Source organism: Pseudoalteromonas sp. TB41 (assembly GCF_000497975.1).
Taxonomy (GTDB): domain Bacteria; phylum Pseudomonadota; class Gammaproteobacteria; order Enterobacterales; family Alteromonadaceae; genus Pseudoalteromonas; species Pseudoalteromonas tetraodonis.
The window spans coordinates 1-18,723 of record NZ_AUTH01000087.1; the positions used below are offsets into that span (position 1 = coordinate 1).

The window sequence follows — 18,723 nt, forward strand, 5'->3', positions numbered from 1 at the left end:
TTTTCTAACAATTAACTTAAACGTTAATTATTACTCTACGATAGTTGCTACAACACCAGCACCTACAGTACGGCCACCTTCACGGATAGCGAAACGAAGACCTTCGTCCATCGCGATTGGCGCGATTAGCGTTACAGTCATCTTAACGTTATCACCAGGCATTACCATTTCTACGCCTTCTGGTAACTGTACGTCACCTGTTACGTCAGTTGTACGGAAGTAGAACTGTGGACGGTAACCTTTGAAGAATGGAGTATGACGACCACCTTCATCTTTCGAAAGTACGTATACTTCTGAAGTGAATGTAGTGTGTGGCTTGATTGAACCAGGCTTAGCTAGTACTTGACCACGTTCAACGTCTTCACGCTTAGTACCACGTAAAAGTGCACCAATGTTCTCACCAGCACGACCTTCGTCAAGAAGCTTACGGAACATCTCAACACCAGTACAAGTAGACTTAGTCGTCTCTTTGATACCAACGATTTCAACTTCGTCGTTCACGTTGATGATACCAGCTTCAACACGGCCAGTTACAACAGTACCACGACCTTGGATTGAGAAAACGTCTTCGATAGGCATGATGAATGGCTTATCGATGTCACGCTCTGGCTCTGGAATGTAAGTATCTAGTGCTTCTGCAAGCTCTACGATTTTAGCTTCCCATTGCTCTTCGCCTTCAAGTGCTTTAAGTGCAGAACCTTGAATTAGTGGTAAGTCATCACCTGGGAAGTCGTATTCAGAAAGAAGTTCACGAACTTCCATTTCTACTAGCTCAAGTAGCTCTTCATCATCAACCATGTCACATTTGTTCATGAATACAACGATGTAAGGAACGCCAACTTGGCGAGAAAGTAGGATGTGCTCACGAGTTTGTGGCATAGGACCGTCAGTCGCAGCAACTACTAAGATAGCGCCGTCCATTTGAGCAGCACCAGTGATCATGTTTTTAACATAATCGGCGTGACCAGGACAATCTACGTGTGCGTAGTGACGAGTAGGCGTATCGTACTCAACGTGTGAAGTTGAGATTGTGATACCACGCTCGCGCTCTTCTGGAGCGTTATCGATTGATGCGAAATCTTTAGCAACACCGCCGTATACTTTTGCAAGTACGTTAGTGATTGCTGCAGTTAGTGTAGTTTTACCGTGGTCAACGTGGCCGATTGTACCAACGTTTACGTGCGGTTTTACGCGTTCAAACTTTTCTTTTGCCATGACGGAACCTATCAGTTTTGTGTATCTAGATTACATATGAAAATAATCCACCATAGGTAGATTAAGTTAATTTTTTCAAATTTCAAATAGTTTTTTCTGACAGATAAAGGAAGTGTTTAAGGCGATTCGATTGACTGGTGCTGATAGGCAGATTTGAACTGCCGACCTCACCCTTACCAAGGGTGCGCTCTACCAACTGAGCTATATCAGCATCATCAAATTGGAGCGGGCAGCGGGAATCGAACCCGCATCATCAGCTTGGAAGGCTGAGGTAATAGCCATTATACGATGCCCGCTTTAAGGAACCTGTTCTTAAACTACCTCTAACCGTCTAGAATAAAGTGGTGGAGGGAGCTGGATTCGAACCAGCGAAGGCTGAGCCGTCAGATTTACAGTCTGATCCCTTTGGCCGCTCGGGAACCCCTCCACGATAATTCTTTACTAAGCACTTCCGGTAAAAGGAAAGTGGTGCCGACTAACCGAGTCGAACGGTTGACCTACTGATTACAAGTCAGTTGCTCTACCAGCTGAGCTAAGTCGGCACTGCTTTAGTACGGGGCGAGATTCTAGAGTAAGGTTTATTGGGATGCAACCAAAAAATTAAAAAAAATGTGATTTAATGCTTCAAATGCTCACTATTCGCGCAAAAAGCTGTTTTTTTGTTGTTTTTAACTCTTTTTAGCTAACTCATACCAGTAATTTAAGCCTTTCATTACTAGCATTGGGTCGAAAATACTCTGTGAAAAATGCCCTTGTAACAGCTGACCATAACCACCCGCAAAAATTAAGAGGCTATTTTTTGTCTTTAAATGCAATCTTGCTTGCTCAATGGCACCCATAGTTGCCACTAAGGCTCCGTTTTTTAACCCATTAGGGGTGTTTTTTCCAAGCTCATTAGCAAATGGCGTGTTTGCATCATCAAATACCCGCTGAGTATTTTGAGTGAGTGATGAGGTCATTAAATCAAGCCCAGGTAATATCCAGCCTCCTAGATGCTGCCCATCATTATTGAGAACGTCTATAGTAGTAGCCGTGCCAGCATCAACAACAATAGCAGCCGTATTAGGGTAAAGCGTATAACCGCTAATAAGCGCCAACCATCTATCTATACCCAAATTACCTACTTGCTGATACGCGCAGCGCAACCCACCAAGCTCACTACTAACCGTAGCCTCAAAACAATCAATATTATGCGTTTTGGCTTGCGCTAATAATTGTTTAAGTAACTCGCTACGACCAACACAAGCGTAAATAACAACCGTAATTTGCTGCCATGAAATATTATTAATATCACATGGCTGTATTTGCCCGTTTTCCCACAATACGGCTTTGAGTGAAGTATTACCTACATCAATTAACAATCTCATGCTTGCGCCTTTCTTAATGAAATCTCGCCGCCATAATAACTTTTTACTTCGCCGTCTTGGCGAATACGTACACCACCGTGCGCATCTATACCTTCACAAATGCCACGCCAACTACGATGCCCAGTATTAAGCTCTACCTGCTCGCCTGCAAACGCATTTAATGCATTCCATTGTTGATACATAGTTTGTAAGCCGTTCTCGCGATATTGCGCTAAGCGCTGCTCTAACCAATAAGTTAATGAAGCTACTAATTGATTTTTATCTAGCTGCTGGGTGTGCTGACTTAAATCTGTCCATGCTTGGTCAATGTGCTGACTTGCACTTTGTGGCATATTTAAATTAATACCAATTCCTATCACCAACTGACAGGGCCCTTGTGGTTGCCCGTCTAATTCAACTAATACGCCAGCGAGCTTTTGTTTGTTTATGTAAATGTCGTTTGGCCACTTTAACTCTACATCAATACCATAAAGTGCTTTTATCGCATCATACACCGCTAAACCAACCGCAATCGATACACCCATAGCGGCTTGTAAACCATCATCTAATCGCCAAAAATAGCTGTAGTATAAGTTGGCACCAAATGGCGATTGCCATACACGCCCTCGACGCCCCCGACCTGCTTGCTGCATTTCGGCAACGATTACCGTGCCCGACTGAAGTGGTGTTTTAGCCTGAATGCGGCGCATTAGTTCGCTGTTGGTTGAATCAATGAGCGGCTGCACTTCAATATTAGCGGTATTTTGCCCTAACTCAGCATAAAGCTGTTGTATTTTTTCCTGATTAAGTAACCCTACTTGGTTATTTAAGCAATAGCCTTTACCTGTAACTTTAAATACATCTAAGCCCATAGCTTGTAGGCTTTGAATGTGTTTACTAACAGCGGCACGACTAATCCCTAATTCCTCTCCTAAAGCTTGCCCAGAGACAAACCCGCCTTTATTAAGCGCATTTAAAATAGCCAGCTTGTTTCCATCAGGTGCTTTCATGCTGATTGCTCCAAAGAGATATGGCATTCATTGTGTTGATCAATTAACCGCACTTCGTGTTCTAAGCTTATGTTATAGCGCGCTAAAACAGTGTTTTGAATATGGGTGATCATGCTGATCAAATCATCCCCTGTACTGTGACCATGGTTAACGAGCACCAAAGCTTGCTGCTGATGCACTTCAATACCGGCAATCTTATATCCCTTTAATCCCGCTTGCTCTATTAACCATCCCGCTGCGACTTTATGATGACCGGCTCCGTGTGGGTAATGAGGTAACTCAGGAAACTGCGCAAGTAACGGCACTAACGCAGCATTCGTAATAATTGGGTTTTTAAAAAAACTCCCAGCATTAGCTAGTTTATAAGGGTCTGGGAGTTTGCTATTGCGTGTTTGTATCACCTGCTCACATACTTGCTGTGGCGTCGGATTTTTTAGTTGTTGAAGCGGCCCATAACTGAGTACTGGTTGCCATATTTTTGGCAGTTTAAAGTGCGCTTGGGTGATCACCGCTTTATTTTTTAACGCGTGTTTAAAAACCGATTCACGATAAGCAAAGTGGCATTGCTGATTAGTTAAAGATTTGAAGCAGTTGCTATTAATATCAAAATAGTCAACAGCTTCTATAAATTGTGCTATTTCTACACCGTAGGCACCAATATTTTGCACTGGCGCAGCACCGACTGTGCCAGGTATGAGTGCTAAATTTTCAAACCCTGCTATGCTTTGCTCAAGCAAGTAAGTCACTAATTGATGCCAATTTTCACCGGCAGCCGCACTGACTAAAAAATCATTTTCCCGTTCAGTAATATTAATTCCTTGGGTCGCCATTTTAATAACCGTGCCAGCATAATCATTTAAAAAAATGGTATTACTGCCCTCCCCTAACAGACAAAAAGGCGCGTTAAAGCTCTGAGTTTGAAGCTGCGCTGAGTCGGTGATCTCAATAAAATTTTGGCATTGGCTACTTAATGCAAATGTATGTAGGGGTTGTAATGAGTGCGCCACAAGGGTCCTAAAGGTACCAGTAATTAATCGCTCTAGTTTAACTCATCGTCGCAAATTGCGCATCAGCTTGTAAAAATTGTTCAACCCACTGTGGCAATCATGTTATAAAACGGGTACTTTTTTATTTGTACTCAAGGTAATTATGAAAATCAAACCTCTTTTTTTAAGCCTCGCTATGGCCGGTATGTGCTCGCAAGCAATGGCTAGCGCTATTGATCAAAATTCCTACGCCAACCTTGATGATGTTATCACCACGCATTTAAACCTTGATTTAGACATCGACTTTGCCGACAAGCAATTAGAAGGTTTTGTTGAGCATACGCTACAATGGCAAAACGCGAAAAGCACAAAGCTAGTACTTGATACCCGCGATCTTGATATTGATAAAGTGATGTATCAAACAGCCAATGGCAATTGGCATAAAGCCAGTTTTAACCTTGCTAATCGCGACGATGTTAAAGGCTCAAAACTAACCATTACATTTAAAAGCCAAGCTGAAAAAGTCCGTATTTACTACAACAGTCGCCCAGAAGCGTCGGGCTTACAGTGGTTAACGCCAGAGCAAACAGCCAGTAAAACGCACCCGTTTATGTATAGTCAATCGCAAGCGATACATGCACGTAGTTGGATCCCTGTGCAAGATACACCGGCAATGCGTGTGACTTATTCTGCACGTATTCATACCCCTGAAGATGTGCGTGCGGTAATGAGTGCCGATAATAAAGATGCCCTTTATAAAGACGGTGATTACCACTTCAATATGCCACAAGCAATTTCGCCTTACTTAATTGCGATTGGTGCTGGTAACTTAGAATTTAAAGCGATGTCTAAACAAACCGGTATTTTTGCTGAACCGACTATTTTGGATGCCTCAGTTGCTGAATTTAATGACACCCAAGCGATGATCGACAAAACCAATGCGATGTATGGTGAATATGCTTGGGGTCGCTATGACTTACTTATGCTACCGCCTAGCTTCCCATTTGGTGGCATGGAAAACCCGCGTCTATCATTTATTACCCCAACCGTTGTTGCTGGCGATAAAAGCCTCGTTAACCTGATTGCACATGAGCTTGCTCACTCTTGGTCTGGTAACCTAGTAACCAATGCCACATGGGAAGACTTATGGTTAAACGAAGGATTTACCTCTTACGTTGAAAACCGCATTATGGAAGAAGTATTTGGTCGCGACCGTGCAGTAATGGAGCAAGCGCTTGATGCAGCTGGCCTACGTGCGCAACTTAAAACCATTGATGCACCAGACACTCGCCTTAATTTAAAACTTAATGGCCGCGATCCGGATGATGCGTTTAGCTCAGTGCCTTACACAAAGGGTCAGCTATTTTTAATCTACCTAGAAGAAAAATATGGCCGTGATAAGTTTGATAACTTTGTTAAAACTTACTTTAATGAATTTGCGTTTAAATCGCTAACCACTGCGCAATTTGTGACTTATATCAAAGCTAACTTAATTGAAAAGTACCCTGGTGTAGTGAGCATGGATAAAGTGAACGAGTGGATTTTTGAGCCTGGTTTACCAAGTGATGCACCTAACCCTACCTCTGATGCGTTCGATAAAGTAGATGCTGCAACACAAGCATGGTTAAAGGGGGATACAACTGCCGCACAATTACCTACTGCAAATTGGACAGTGCATGAGTGGCTGCACTTTTTAAATAACCTACCGCGCGATTTAAGCATTGAAAAAATGACTGAATTAGACGGCGAGTTTAACTTAACCCAATCAACTAACGCAGAACGCGCATTTGCATGGTACATGCTAGCAGTGGGTAACGGTTACAAACCGATTTACCCTGCGCTTGATAAACACTTATCGGGTATTGGTCGTCGTAAGCTAATAGTGCCACTTTACAAAGCACTTATTACACATGGTAAAAAAGACTGGGCACAAAGCGTGTACTTAAAAGCACGTCCGGGTTATCACCCACTTGCACAAGGTACCATTGACGCGTTATTTGAATAAATAATAGCGTTACCAATAAACTAAAAAGGGCCAATTTGGCCCTTTTTTAATGCTTAATTATTTTGTTACTTTATCTAAAAAAGCCTGCCTTTCAGCGAGCGTTGCTTGTTGCCACCAAAAGTCGAGCATATTTGCCGCACTTGGCATGCCTTTTCCATTAATTGGCGTAATCGGTTTAATGGGACGACTCGGTTTTTGCGGGCCCGCTGGGATTGCTGTTGTTTGCTGTTTAAACTGTGCGCTTTGAACTTGTCGTTCAGCTATCACATTTAATGGCTTAGCTAAGGTGCTGCCTTTTGCTTTTAAACTCACTTGCGGTGCTTCAGCAAATACTTTTGCCGCTACCGCATTTTCAGCACGATTAAATACTAAGGTGTAATCTTTACCCGCTTCAATGGTTACATTCACCCAAAAAGGTTCTGATTCAATCACTTCATGATCGTCATAACCTAAGTCATATAAATCTGTGTATTTAAGTTTTAGCTGATAAGTACCCGGTGCTAATTCAACATCATCAACACGACTAAAAAGCGAACTTTCAATTATTCGTTCACCCACTTGCAAAGGAACAAATTCCTCAGGAAAGTGAATATTTTCTGCCAAACTCGATGCACTCACTAAGAGCGCCGCTACACTGCCTAATAATATTGATTTACGCATAATTACTCCTTTAGTTGATTTCAGTTTGACACTGCTAGCAAAATTTGTCATTAGTGACACATATATTAATCAAATAAATTAGAGTCATCATTATGAGCCAAGAGACTATTTTTACTAAAATTATTAATCGCGAAATTCCAGCAGATATTATTTACGAAGACGATGACACGCTAGCGTTTAAAGACATTAATCCTCAAGCGCCATTTCATGTATTAATTATTCCCAAGCAACCAATTGCCACTATAAATGATATAAATAATGAAAACTCACATTTAGTTGGTAATTTATACACGGTCGCCGCAAAACTGGCCAAGCAACACAACTTTAGCGATGACGGCTACCGCGTTGTGATGAACTGTAATGAACATGGTGGCCAAACTGTGTATCACATACATTTACATATGCTCGCAGGTAAAGAAATGGGCTGGCCTCCATACCAAGAAACTAAAAAAACGGCGCTATAGTGCTTAGTTAAATCTTAGATTAGTTTAAAAAAATCAAAAATACGGCGTTTTTCTTACTACACGAAAAAAAACAATTACTTATTTGCAACATTTTATGTTTAAATAATCGGAAATCGCACCTTTTCTCCAGTGAAATAATGATTTTCTAATACAAAAGGTGTGTAGGGATTGTGGTAAAATTAATTAGCCAGCTTTATAAAAGAGTAAAAAAACATGAGCAGTTCAGCCTTTTTGTTGTTAGATGAAGAACCAATTAACACTATTGGTATTAACGTTTTAGAGCCATTGTTAAAAACGCAAGGCCTTGACGTAACTACGGGTACAAATATTTTAGATGTTCCGGTAGGTACTCGCTTATTGTTCATTGAAACATCAAGTAAAGACGCATGGACAAAGCTAAAAGAGCAACTCGTTAATTTACGCATCAAGTGCGATATTGTGTTGTTCAATTTAGATGAAAACCCAGAGCTTGCTAATCGCGCATTACTTAGCGGTATTCGTGGTGTATTTTACACCACAGATAATGCCGATGTACTCATGAAAGGGATTCGTTTATTACTCGAAGATCAGCTTTGGTATCGTCGTGACATTATGTGTAATGCGCTTAACCGCATGCTGCAATTTAATAAAGATGCGCTGCATAAGCTAACTGATGGTGATATTGAACCAATAAAGCTAACGAAGCGTGAAAAAGCAATTATCTCGTTAATGAGTAATGGCTCTAAAAATAAAGAAATTGCTGAAGAGTTAAGTATTAGCCCGCATACGGTTAAAACTCATTTATACAGTGCATTTAGAAAAACTAAATGTCGTAACCGTATTGAATTACTTTCTTGGGCACAACAAAACATTCCTGACGAAATTCGTTAACGTTTGTTTGAATAAATACCATACAGGCACTTTAAGTGCCTGTTTTTATATCTTCTTTAAAAAACGCTGTTGGGGTCTTAATGCTCGACTCATTTACGCTTTATTTTGCCAGTATCGCCGTTATAACAGTGATGACGCTACTGAACTTTTTAACCTGGCGTACCAATAAGCATGTTCCCGGCACGTTACTTTATATTTTCTATCCTTTACTGCTATTAGCTGCCATTGTTAGTTTTGCGCTAATAGGCAAAATTCCTGATCAGATTGCCATTACCCTTGCTAATAACATGATGTTTTTAGCCTCTATTGTGCATTGTTTGTCACTGAGTCAATTTTTAAATTATCATGGTCGTGGCCTTAAGTTTGTTTGCCTATTTACAGCGCTCAGCGCTTTGCTGCTTGTTTATTTCACATTTTTACAGCCCTCAATGCGCTCACGGGTATATATTTCTGATCTGCAGCATATTGTAGAGGCCACTTTTTTATTATTTATATTTATAAAATATGCGCGAAAACCCTACCCTAACGCCAGTATTGTTTACATAATTATTTTAACTTTAGTTGCAGCAAGTTTTATTACCCGAAGCCTATTTATGGATGACATTGCACAACAGGATGCCATTTTAAATTCATGGTTTAACTCACTGTTATTTTTAAATAGTGTTATTGCCCCCATGTTCTATGCTGCAGGTGTGGCGTTGTTATGTAATGAGCGCAGGGAATTACGACTTAATAAACTCACTGAAAAAGCTCATAAAGATTTAGAAATTCGCGGACTGTTTTTATCCACCATCAGCCATGAAATACGCACACCACTAAACGGCATATTAGGCAGTGCACAACTAGTATTAAACCAAACCAGCGACAGCCGAAACAAAGCTTATTGTGAGGCCATTATCAACTCAGCAGAGTCACTCAACTTACTGGTAGATAAAGTGCTGGAATACGCAAGCTTAGATCAGCACGACGAAGCCCTGTACGAAGAAGACATAGAGTTTAAAACGTGGCTGCAAAACTTATGCCTGCTGTTAAGCCCTCTGGCCGAACAAAAACAACTTAAATTTGAGCTCGCCTGTAACATCCCCGATAAAGCCTGTTACTACTGCGACCAACAAAAGCTCAGACAAATTATTATTAACCTTGTAGGTAATGCGATTAAATTTACCGATACGGGTATGGTAAAAGTACAAATAGACTTAATTAATGAAACCCAGCTAGATCATACCCTTAAAGTAAGTGTACTCGATTCAGGCCCTGGTATTGAAAAAGATGAAATTGATTATTTAACTGAGCCCTACATTCAAAGCAGTGCAGGTAAAGAAAAAGGCGGAACAGGCCTAGGACTTGCTATAACTAGTCGCCTTCTCGATAAAATTAATAGCCAGCTAGAAATTACCAGTGAGCTGGGAGTAGGCAGTGTCTTTAGCTTTAACATGACGTTAGCCATTGGTGAACTTAGCCTTGTAGAGCAACGCCACCAAAGTAAGGATTATTTAACTGGGCTTGATGTATTACTTGTTGAAGATTTAGATCTGAACCAAAAAATTGCCGTTGAATTTATGGCAGACGACGAGCATAAAATTAAGCTCGCTAAAGATGGCAAAAGTGCGATTGAATTGATGAAAAAATATCACTTTGATGTGGTGTTACTTGATATGAACTTACCCGATTTAACAGGGCAACAGGTACTAAAAACTCTCAAACGGGTGGAGCATAAAAATCAGCGAACGCCGGTGCTGGCCTTTACTGCCAGTTTGAGCCCTGATGAAATAAAAGAATACTTAGCACTGGGTATTAAAGACATTGTTGGCAAGCCATTAAAGCAAGAGAAACTACGCCAAGCACTGAGTGATTCACAGTCAACACAAACAGCTAATATTGCCATCGAGCTGATTGATACGTTATACGATGAAACCGCAACAGAGACCCTTACAAGCTCTTTTAGTATTGATGAAGTGTCTTCTATCTATAATGAATTTATTCTTTCTGCTCGTAATAAGCTGAGCCGTTGCCAAGCTTTATTAGAGCAAGACCCCGAGCAATGCATTAAGTTATTACATCGCCAAGCTAGCACCGCTATGCAACTTGGTTTTAATAGCTATGGACTAGCTCTAAAAAAAATTGAGCGACGCTTACTTGATAAAAAGCCATTAAATAACTCGTTAAATGAAGCCAGCACACTGTGGCAACACAGTTTAGAGGCGTATTTAAAGTATGTGCGGCAAGGACTAGGGTAAAAACGGGCTACGGGCTACGGGCTACGGGCTACGGGCTACGGGCTACGGGCTACGGGCTACGGGCTACGGGCTAACCAGTTTTACTACTGTGACAAATAATCAAGTATTTTCACTATTTATACTGTTATTTTCTGCCGTATATATCGTCAAATCGCTCTATATCGCTTTCATCTAATATAGCGCCCGTTTGCACTTCAATCACAATTAAGGGCTCGGGCTGATTATTCGCTAAACTGTGCAGCTGTTTTGCTGCAATATAACAAGATTGGTCGTGGGTCAGCGTTAAGCTTTGCTGGTCAATACATATATCTGCAGTGCCTGATACTACCACCCAATGCTCAGCGCGATGCTGATGACGCTGCGTTGAGAGCCTGGCCCCACTATTAACGGTTATTTTTTTTACTTTAAAACCGATACTTTCTACCAGCGTACGATAATTTCCCCAAGGGCGGTAAACCACCTGATGGTGTGTCAGTTTGTTGTTATGTGTTGATGCCAGTTGCTTGAGCAATAACGGGAGGGCATCAAGCGCATTTTGATCAGCAATTAAAGTGGCGTCGTGGGTATGAATAATTGCTAAATCGCTTACTCCTAACGTCGCTATTGTGTGTCTATCTTCGCTAATAACTAAGTTGTTACCACTGTTTTGGGCGATATGTTCTTGGTGTGGGCTATTACCTTGTGGCTCTTTTTTACTTAGCGTTGCCAGTGCAGAAAAACTGCCCACATCGCTCCACTTTAACGCAACGGGCATTACCACCACATTATTACTGCGCTCTAAAATAGCGTAGTCAATCGAGTCACTTGGGCAAGATTCAAGTGCATGAGTATTTGCTCTTGTAAACGCTAAGTCTTGTTTAAAATCAGTGGCACTAGCAACACTTTTAGCTATTTTTGGCGCAAAGCGTTCCAGCTCTTTTAGATATGCAGCGGGAGTAAATAAAAACATGCCACTGTTCCAACTATAACCGCCCTCAGTTAAATAGGTTGATGCAGTTGCTAAATCAGGTTTTTCTTTAAACTGGTCTACCTCAAAGCAAGCAGTACCTATAATTGCTGTGCCCTGTTTGATATAGCCATAACCGGTATGCGGCTCTGTTGGCGTAATTGAAAATGTAACTAATTTACCTTGCTCAGCCAGTGTCACCGCATCAGATAACTGAGCAGTTAATGGCGTAAAATCTTCAATATAATGATCGGCAGGCATCACCAACAAAGGACCTGTAATATTATTTTTTAATGCATAGTGCGCGGCAAGGGCAATGGCTGGTGCGGTATTTTTGCCTTCTGGCTCAAGTACTATGGCATGGGGCTTTGCAAATGCTGCCTGCTGCGCGGCAATAAATCGATGCTGCTCATTACAGACCAAAATAGCGGGATTAAAGCCCTCAGTTGCAACACGCACTAACGTGCTTTGCAATAACGACTGCTGGTTTTTATTATCAAGCAAAGATAAAAACTGCTTTGGCATTGCTTGGCGCGACAGCGGCCAAAGCCGTGTGCCAATACCGCCAGCTAAAATTACCGGTGTAATAAGGGTTGTATTCATAAAGCCGCCAATAAAAATATCAGCGGCTATTTTAGCACTTTATCGGCTGGGCGCTAATTTATACCAATGTAAAAGCATCGGCATCTAAATGTGCTGGAAATTTAGCTCTAAACTCATCAAGCGGCGCTTTATTTAACGTGATTGTTAGTAGTGCTTGCTGGTCGTCATTCGCTTTAATCAGTGGCTCACCTTTAAAGTCATACACTGCAGTTCCACCACTGTGGGCAATACCATTGCCATCTTCACCAACCCGGTTTACGCCAACCACGTAGCATAGGTTTTCCATTGCTCGTGCCATTAATAAAGTGTCCCATACATTGCGCCTTGCTGCTGGCCAATTGGCAATATTTATCATCACGTCGTAGTCATTGTTATTGCGCTGAAACACCGGAAACCGTAAGTCGTAGCATACTTGTGGCAATATTTTAAACCCATTGAGTTCAAACACTTCACGCGCTTGTCCTGCCACTACAAACTCGCCTTCGTTACCTAAACAAAATAAGTGCCGTTTATCGTAGTAGCTCACTTCTCCATTTGGTTGTACCCAGTAAAACCGATTCGCTTTTTTACTTCCTTGGGTTACCAATACTGAGCCTGCAATTACCGCATTATAGTGCTTCGCCTGTGCCTTGAGCCAACTCAGTACTGAGCCATTTTCAGCGTCGCCACAGTCAAGGTTAACCGCAAATCCAGTGGCAAAGGTTTCAGGAAGTACAATTAAATCAGGTTGATTGGTGACGTTAGCAAGCTGTTTTTCAAACATAGCTAAATTGGCTTTTTTATCGAGCCAATGCAGCGAGCTTTGTAATAATGCTAAGGTTAAAGTTGACATAAAATATGTGCTGCCTCTATTAAGGTTTGATCATTTTTAGCAAAACATAAACGAATAACTTTATCATTGCTTGGTTGCTGATAAAACACGCTCAGTGGAATGGCTACAACGCCTGCTTGTTCTGCTAACCATTGGCAAAATTCTACGTCATTTAAGTCAGATACATCACTGTAATCAAGCAGTAAAAAGTAGGTGCCTTCACTTGGTAAAATGCTAAAGCGGCTATCTTGTAGAGCATTACTGAGCACATCGCGTTTTTGTTGATAAAACTCACTTAGCGCATCCACATGCTCACCTTGCTGTTCTAACATATCGGCTAATGCATGTTGTGCAGGCGTAAAGCTTGAAAAAGTAACATACTGATGAATCTTTCGAAATTCTTCGCATAAATCAGTAGGCGCAATACAGTAGCCCATTTTCCAACCGGTGCTATGAAAGGTTTTACCAAAGCTTGAGATCACAAAGCTGCGAGCAAACAATTCCTCATCTCGTAACACACTTAAATGTGGTTGCTTATCAAAAGTAATATGCTCGTATACTTCATCACTTATCAGGTATAAATCATGCTCGATGACTAAGGCTTTTAGAGCATTAATATCGTGCTGTTTTAACGTTTTACCACTTGGGTTATGTGGAGTGTTGATAATAATAGCCCGCGTTTTGCTATTAATAGCCGCAGCCACCGTTTGCCAGTCAATTACATAACTCGGAGCATGCAGAGCAATATTAACTGACTTACCACCGGCCAATTCAATCGCTGGCTGGTATGAGTCATAAGCGGGGTCAAATACAATGACTTCATCACCTTCGCGCACTAGCGCTTGAATTGCAACAAACAGCGCCTCGGTTGCCCCTGAGGTTACAGTTACTTGCTGCGCGGCATCTATTTCAACCGCATATTTTCGTTTTGCTAACTGGGCAATTTGTTGCTGCAGGCGCGGTACACCAGATGAAGGTGAATATTGATTAACTCCTTCAAGCACATAATGATTAAGCTGTTTTTTAAGTAGCTCAGGCGCATCAAACTCAGGAAAACCCTGCGATAAATTAATCGCTTCGAATTGATTTGCTAAAGCAGTCATTTGACTAAAAATACTGGTGCCTAAATTTGGCAATTTACTTTCAAACACTGGTTACCCTTAATGATGGTTTTACGCCCAAAGCGATGCTATCATTGCTTAAAACAGAAGTATAGCCGTCTAAAACAAATAGCTTTATGCTCATTAGTGAGGAATGTATGCAAAACAATACCGCTATTTCAGAACTTATTGAAGCCGGAAAATGGGTCAGTCAAAAAGGTTGGGTACCCGCAACAGGTGGAAACTTTTCAGCTCGCACCAGTACGGGCTTTGTAGTCACAGCCAGTGGCCAGGACAAAGGCGCGTTAATGCCTGAGCATTTTCTACAATTAAATCATTTAGGTGAGCGTGTTGCAGGGGCAATAAAACCCTCAGCCGAAACACAACTGCATTTGAGCTTGTATCAACTTATTCCTGACGCGCAATATGTTTTGCATACTCACTCGGTAGCGGCAACTGTACTTTCAAATATTATTCAACGCCATCAGCTTGAACTAATCGGCTACGAGATGCAAAAAGCGCTCAGCGGTATTACATCGCACTTAGAATCACTGGCCATCCCTATTTTCGATAACGATCAAGATATAGACCGTTTAAGCCTACTTGTGAGCGACCATCACTTACACTCACCAATTAAGCATGCCGTATTGATCAGAGGTCATGGTTTATATGCTGTTGGCCGTAACATTGATGAAGTTCGCCGCCATTTAGAGGCATTAGAGTTTTTATTTAGTTGCGAGCTAGAACGCTTAAAAATAACAGGAACCGCACTATGATCAAAGCATTGCTAACTGATATTGAAGGCACTATTACGCGTATTTCGTTTGTAAAAGATGTGCTATTTCCTTATGCCGCACAACAACTGCCTGCATTTGTGCGCGGTCACACAGAACAGCCTGAAGTAGCAGAACAAATTAGCGCTGTAAAAGCTGAAATTAACGAGCCTAATGCCGATATCGACACCGTTATTAGCACTTTACTTACTTGGATTGAAGAAGATAAAAAAATAACGCCACTTAAGCAATTACAAGGTTTAATTTGGCAAACAGGCTATGAAAACGGTGATTTTACTGGTCACTTATACCCAGATGCTTATCAATTTTTACAACAACAAAAGCAAGCTGGCCAACAGTTATACGTTTATTCGTCGGGCTCTGTGAAAGCACAGCATTTAATTTTTCAGTATTCTGACTTTGGCGATATTCGCTCACTATTTAGTGATTACTTTGATACCAAAGTAGGCGCTAAACAAGCGCCAAGCGCCTATGAAAACATAATAACGCAATTGCCTTTTAACCCAGACGAAGTATTGTTTTTAAGTGATGTAGTTGCAGAGCTTGATGCTGCAAAAACCACTGGGCTTAAAACTTTACATTTAATTCGCGATGGGCAAGAAAGCTCATCAAAGCACAACTACATTAACGATTTTAGCCAATTTAAAGCGGAGCATTTAGCATGAGCCAACTCACTATTTTTGCAGATTCTGACGCCAATAATGCACTGCTGACCAGTAGCGACGTTCAACGTATTACCGCTGAACTTGCTAAGGTTAATGTGCGTTTTGAGCAATGGCAGGCAAATACCGAGATTACTGAAAGCACCAGCAATGATGATATTTTAACTGCCTACAACGGCGATATTGAACGCTTAAAACAGCAAGGCGGCTATCAAACTGTTGACGTTATATCGCTGGTTAAAGGCAACCCTGATGCTGCAGAATTGCGCAAAAAATTTTTATTTGAACACACTCACAGCGAAGACGAAGTACGCTTTTTTGTCAAAGGCCAAGGGTTATTTTGCTTACACATTGGCAGTAAAGTGTACCAAGTACTTTGTCAACAAGGCGATTTGATCTCAGTACCTAAGCTTACCCCTCATTGGTTTGATATGGGTAGCGACCCAGAATTTACCGCTATTCGTCTATTTAACAATACAGAAGGTTGGGTAGCACAAAGCACGGAATCACCGATTGCAGAGCAATTTCCATTATTACCGTAATTTAATCATTCAAAACCCTGGTCCACACTAATAAACATAACGTGGACCAAACGCATCGCAAAATTACTTCAGCTTTAAAAGCACGCCACTTTCTACCTGACTCTGGTTATAAACACCGGTATCTAACACCCACCCAGTAACCAAGTTTGCGGGTGTTACGTCAAATGCGGGGTTATATACATTAGCATTAGTGGGAGCCCACAATGCCTCGCCAAAACTACCACTAACACCACGCACTTCTTGTGGATTACGTTGCTCTATTTCTATATCGCTACCTTGGGCAGTCTTTACATCAAGCGTAGTAACCGGTGCCACCACATAAAATGGAATATTATGAAAATGCGCAAGCACCGCTAAATTATAAGTACCGACTTTATTGGCAAAGTCGCCATTAGCAGCAATACGATCAGCCCCTACAACAATTTTATCTACCTTACCTGCAGCCATTAAACTGGCCGCCATGTTATCGCAAATTAGCGTGTAAGGTATTTGCCAACGCTCCAATTCAAACGCGGTCAAACGCCCGCCTTGCAGTAAGGGGCGTGTTTCATCCACCCACACATGAACATTGCCATGGACTTGTTGTGCTTTATAAATAACACCCAATGCCGTACCTATGCCCGCAGTGGCTAAAGCGCCGGTATTACAGTGAGTTAATATATTGTCGCCGCTATTTATTAGCTCGGCACCACGTGTTGCCATACGCTCACATAGCTCAATGTCTTCAATAAATAACTGCTCAGTCGTTGCAACAATACTGGCAACATAATCAGTTTGTTTAAGCGCTTGGCGCAACGCCGCCATACAATGCATTAAGTTAACCGCTGTTGGGCGAGTGGCTTCTAGCTCATTTATGGCGGTTGCAAGCGCGTCTCTAGTCATACCTTGCTCAGCTAAATAAGCAATTAATAAACTGGCCCCTAAGCCTATAAGTGGCGCACCACGCACTTTTAAGCTGATGATCAGCTCTTTCATTGTCTCTACAGTGTGGCATTCATGCCACACTTGCTGATGAGGAAGCAAATATTGATCAAGTACGCTCAGCGTACTATTTTCATATTTTAAACTGCTTGCGATTAAATTTTGCATAAGGCTCAAAAGATTAGAAGTGCGTAGGGTTATTTTACACCACTTTGAAGAACTCTCAAGTTAGACTTATAGACATCTAAACATTTAAAGGTATAGAATGCTTAAATGCATCTTTATTGAGAATAAAACCATGACTAACTATGTTGCTTTTAATGCACAGCACGCTATTAATTACATCAATTCGTTAATTGAATCTAATCAATACGACTTTTTTAAGCCGGGGCAAGCGCTTACCGCTTATGAGTTTGGTGACGGTAATCTCAACTTAGTATTTAGAATTACGGATGAGCAAAACAACAGTATTATATTAAAGCAAGCTTTACCGTATGCGCGTTGTGTAGGTGAGTCGTGGCCATTAACACTTGATAGAGCACGCATAGAGGCAGAAGTTTTACTTAATCATGGGGCTATTTGCCCTGCGCATACGGTTACTGTTTTACATTACAATAAAGACTTAGCTCTGACCATTTTAGAAGATTTAGGTGATTTACAAATTTTGCGAACAGCGCAAAATAATGCTGAACAATTTCCAAACCTTTCTCACCACGTAGCTGTGTATTTAAGCCAAACGGGCTTTTATAACTCTGACTTTTATTTATTAGCGCAAGATAAAAAAGCACGTATTAGCCAATTTACTAACCCTGAATTGTGCCAAATTACTGAAGATTTATTTTTTAGCGATCCGTACACAGAGCATGAACGCAACAACTATCCGGCACAATTACAAACTGAAGTTGAGGCTATTCGTAAAAACGGGGCATTAAAACTTGAAGTAGCAAAGCTAAAAGCTAACTTTTTATCGAACCCACAAACCTTGTTGCATGGCGATATGCACAGCGGAAGTATTTTTGTTAATCAAACTACCACTAAAATGATCGACCCTGAGTTTGGCTTTTTTGGCCCTATTGGCTTTGATATTGGATCTTTTATCGGTAACTTACTACTAAATTACTGTGCTCAGCACGGTCGCATTGACGACTTTGTAGCACGTCGTAATTATCAAACCCATTTATTAAGTACATTGGTTGAATGCTACGCCACATTTGAACAACAGTGGTTTGAGCTCATAAATAAGCAAACAACTGATGAGACACTTAAAGCTTCAGGCTACGCAGAGTATTTTATGAAACATGTTTTACAAGATGCTATTGGCTACTGTGGCATAGAGCTAATTAGACGCACTATAGGCCTTGCTAATGTAATTGATATAGAAGGCATTACCGATGAGGCCGCACGGTTAAACGTACAAAAACAAACATTAGCACTGGGTGAGCAATTGATTTTAAATGCCCACACTTGCGATACTAAAGACGCGTTTTTCAGCTTGCTAATAAGCCATTTAAATTAGAGTCTGTTTGACCCTAAACTAAGTCTTTATTTTAT

The 18,723-nt window shown here is 41.2% G+C and carries 17 protein-coding genes and 4 tRNA genes; 8 read left to right on the forward strand and 13 right to left on the reverse strand.

Annotated features, from left to right (window positions below; all coding sequences use genetic code 11):
• Positions 1 to 30: 30 nt before the first annotated feature.
• The 8 genes from tuf to murB all read right to left on the reverse strand — a co-directional run bounded on the left by tuf (position 31) and on the right by murB (position 4,578).
• On the reverse strand, positions 31 to 1,215 hold the full coding sequence (tuf, locus tag L641_RS0114225; protein ID WP_013463851.1) for an elongation factor Tu: 1,185 nt from the start codon (positions 1,213 to 1,215) through the stop codon (positions 31 to 33).
• A 135-nt stretch (positions 1,216 to 1,350) separates the two neighbouring features.
• Positions 1,351 to 1,426: transfer RNA gene (locus tag L641_RS0114230), tRNA-Thr, on the reverse strand.
• A gap of 10 nt (positions 1,427 to 1,436) precedes the next feature.
• A tRNA-Gly gene (locus tag L641_RS0114235) sits at positions 1,437 to 1,511 on the reverse strand.
• A gap of 46 nt (positions 1,512 to 1,557) precedes the next feature.
• Positions 1,558 to 1,642, reverse strand: a tRNA-Tyr gene (locus tag L641_RS0114240).
• 39 nt (positions 1,643 to 1,681) lie between these two features.
• A tRNA-Thr gene (locus tag L641_RS0114245) sits at positions 1,682 to 1,757 on the reverse strand.
• Positions 1,758 to 1,883: 126 nt separating this feature from the next.
• Positions 1,884 to 2,582, reverse strand: a complete 699-nt coding sequence (locus L641_RS0114250) for a type III pantothenate kinase (protein WP_024602234.1) — start codon at positions 2,580 to 2,582, stop codon at positions 1,884 to 1,886.
• The gene (gene birA / locus L641_RS0114255) at positions 2,579 to 3,571 is read right to left on the reverse strand and encodes a bifunctional biotin--[acetyl-CoA-carboxylase] ligase/biotin operon repressor BirA (RefSeq protein WP_024602235.1); all 993 of its coding nucleotides are present in this window, start codon (positions 3,569 to 3,571) and stop codon (positions 2,579 to 2,581) included. The genes L641_RS0114250 and birA overlap by 4 nt, the downstream gene beginning before the upstream one ends.
• A complete protein-coding gene (gene murB, locus L641_RS0114260; protein WP_024602236.1) occupies positions 3,568 to 4,578 on the reverse strand; it encodes a UDP-N-acetylmuramate dehydrogenase in 1,011 nt (336 codons plus the stop codon). The genes birA and murB overlap by 4 nt, the downstream gene beginning before the upstream one ends.
• 142 nt (positions 4,579 to 4,720) lie before the next feature.
• Here murB and L641_RS0114265 point away from each other — a divergent pair, with 142 nt between their 5' ends.
• Positions 4,721 to 6,562 (forward strand): M1 family metallopeptidase, encoded by a 1,842-nt coding sequence (locus L641_RS0114265; RefSeq protein ID WP_024602237.1) that lies wholly within the window; start codon positions 4,721 to 4,723, stop codon positions 6,560 to 6,562.
• 57 nt (positions 6,563 to 6,619) lie between these two features.
• Here the strand turns inward: L641_RS0114265 and L641_RS0114270 are convergent, their stop codons facing one another.
• On the reverse strand, positions 6,620 to 7,222 hold the full coding sequence (locus L641_RS0114270; protein ID WP_024602238.1) for a DUF2057 domain-containing protein: 603 nt from the start codon (positions 7,220 to 7,222) through the stop codon (positions 6,620 to 6,622).
• A 92-nt stretch (positions 7,223 to 7,314) separates the two neighbouring features.
• Between L641_RS0114270 and L641_RS0114275 the strand changes: the two genes are divergently transcribed.
• The 3 genes from L641_RS0114275 to L641_RS0114285 all read left to right on the forward strand — a co-directional run bounded on the left by L641_RS0114275 (position 7,315) and on the right by L641_RS0114285 (position 10,793).
• Positions 7,315 to 7,686 carry a histidine triad nucleotide-binding protein gene (locus L641_RS0114275; protein ID WP_013466185.1) on the forward strand — a complete coding sequence of 124 codons (372 nt, stop codon included), beginning with the start codon at positions 7,315 to 7,317 and terminating at the stop codon, positions 7,684 to 7,686.
• 213 nt (positions 7,687 to 7,899) lie between these two features.
• Positions 7,900 to 8,556, forward strand: coding sequence for a response regulator transcription factor (locus tag L641_RS0114280; RefSeq protein ID WP_008108518.1), 657 nt, complete (start codon positions 7,900 to 7,902; stop codon positions 8,554 to 8,556).
• An 80-nt stretch (positions 8,557 to 8,636) separates the two neighbouring features.
• Complete coding sequence (locus tag L641_RS0114285) at positions 8,637 to 10,793, forward strand: response regulator (RefSeq protein WP_024602239.1); 2,157 nt, start codon at positions 8,637 to 8,639, stop codon at positions 10,791 to 10,793.
• A gap of 124 nt (positions 10,794 to 10,917) precedes the next feature.
• Here the strand turns inward: L641_RS0114285 and L641_RS0114290 are convergent, their stop codons facing one another.
• The 3 genes from L641_RS0114290 to L641_RS0114300 are packed head-to-tail and all read right to left on the reverse strand — an operon-like array spanning position 10,918 to position 14,304.
• Positions 10,918 to 12,342 carry a mannose-1-phosphate guanylyltransferase/mannose-6-phosphate isomerase gene (locus tag L641_RS0114290; protein ID WP_024602240.1) on the reverse strand — a complete coding sequence of 475 codons (1,425 nt, stop codon included), beginning with the start codon at positions 12,340 to 12,342 and terminating at the stop codon, positions 10,918 to 10,920.
• Between the two features lie 58 nt (positions 12,343 to 12,400).
• The gene (locus L641_RS0114295; protein ID WP_008108524.1) at positions 12,401 to 13,174 is read right to left on the reverse strand and encodes an amidohydrolase; all 774 of its coding nucleotides are present in this window, start codon (positions 13,172 to 13,174) and stop codon (positions 12,401 to 12,403) included.
• On the reverse strand, positions 13,162 to 14,304 hold the full coding sequence (locus L641_RS0114300; protein ID WP_024602241.1) for a methionine aminotransferase: 1,143 nt from the start codon (positions 14,302 to 14,304) through the stop codon (positions 13,162 to 13,164). Before L641_RS0114300 ends, L641_RS0114295 begins: the two co-directional genes overlap by 13 nt.
• A gap of 107 nt (positions 14,305 to 14,411) precedes the next feature.
• Here L641_RS0114300 and L641_RS0114305 point away from each other — a divergent pair, with 107 nt between their 5' ends.
• Genes L641_RS0114305 through L641_RS0114315 form a run of 3 tightly spaced genes read left to right on the forward strand, consistent with a single transcriptional unit; the run spans position 14,412 to position 16,251 of the window.
• Complete coding sequence (locus L641_RS0114305; RefSeq protein ID WP_008108527.1) at positions 14,412 to 15,029, forward strand: methylthioribulose 1-phosphate dehydratase; 618 nt, start codon at positions 14,412 to 14,414, stop codon at positions 15,027 to 15,029.
• Positions 15,026 to 15,712: an acireductone synthase gene (mtnC, locus tag L641_RS0114310; protein ID WP_008108529.1), complete on the forward strand. Its 687-nt coding sequence runs from the start codon at positions 15,026 to 15,028 to the stop codon at positions 15,710 to 15,712. Before L641_RS0114305 ends, mtnC begins: the two co-directional genes overlap by 4 nt.
• Entirely contained in the window at positions 15,709 to 16,251 is a 543-nt protein-coding gene (locus tag L641_RS0114315) for an acireductone dioxygenase (RefSeq protein WP_008108531.1), read from the forward strand. Before mtnC ends, L641_RS0114315 begins: the two co-directional genes overlap by 4 nt.
• A gap of 63 nt (positions 16,252 to 16,314) precedes the next feature.
• Here the strand turns inward: L641_RS0114315 and mtnA are convergent, their stop codons facing one another.
• On the reverse strand, positions 16,315 to 17,340 hold the full coding sequence (gene mtnA / locus L641_RS0114320) for an S-methyl-5-thioribose-1-phosphate isomerase (RefSeq protein ID WP_008108533.1): 1,026 nt from the start codon (positions 17,338 to 17,340) through the stop codon (positions 16,315 to 16,317).
• 130 nt (positions 17,341 to 17,470) lie between these two features.
• Between mtnA and mtnK the strand changes: the two genes are divergently transcribed.
• Positions 17,471 to 18,688: an S-methyl-5-thioribose kinase gene (gene mtnK / locus L641_RS0114325; RefSeq protein ID WP_024602242.1), complete on the forward strand. Its 1,218-nt coding sequence runs from the start codon at positions 17,471 to 17,473 to the stop codon at positions 18,686 to 18,688.
• Positions 18,689 to 18,723 lie beyond the last annotated feature (35 nt).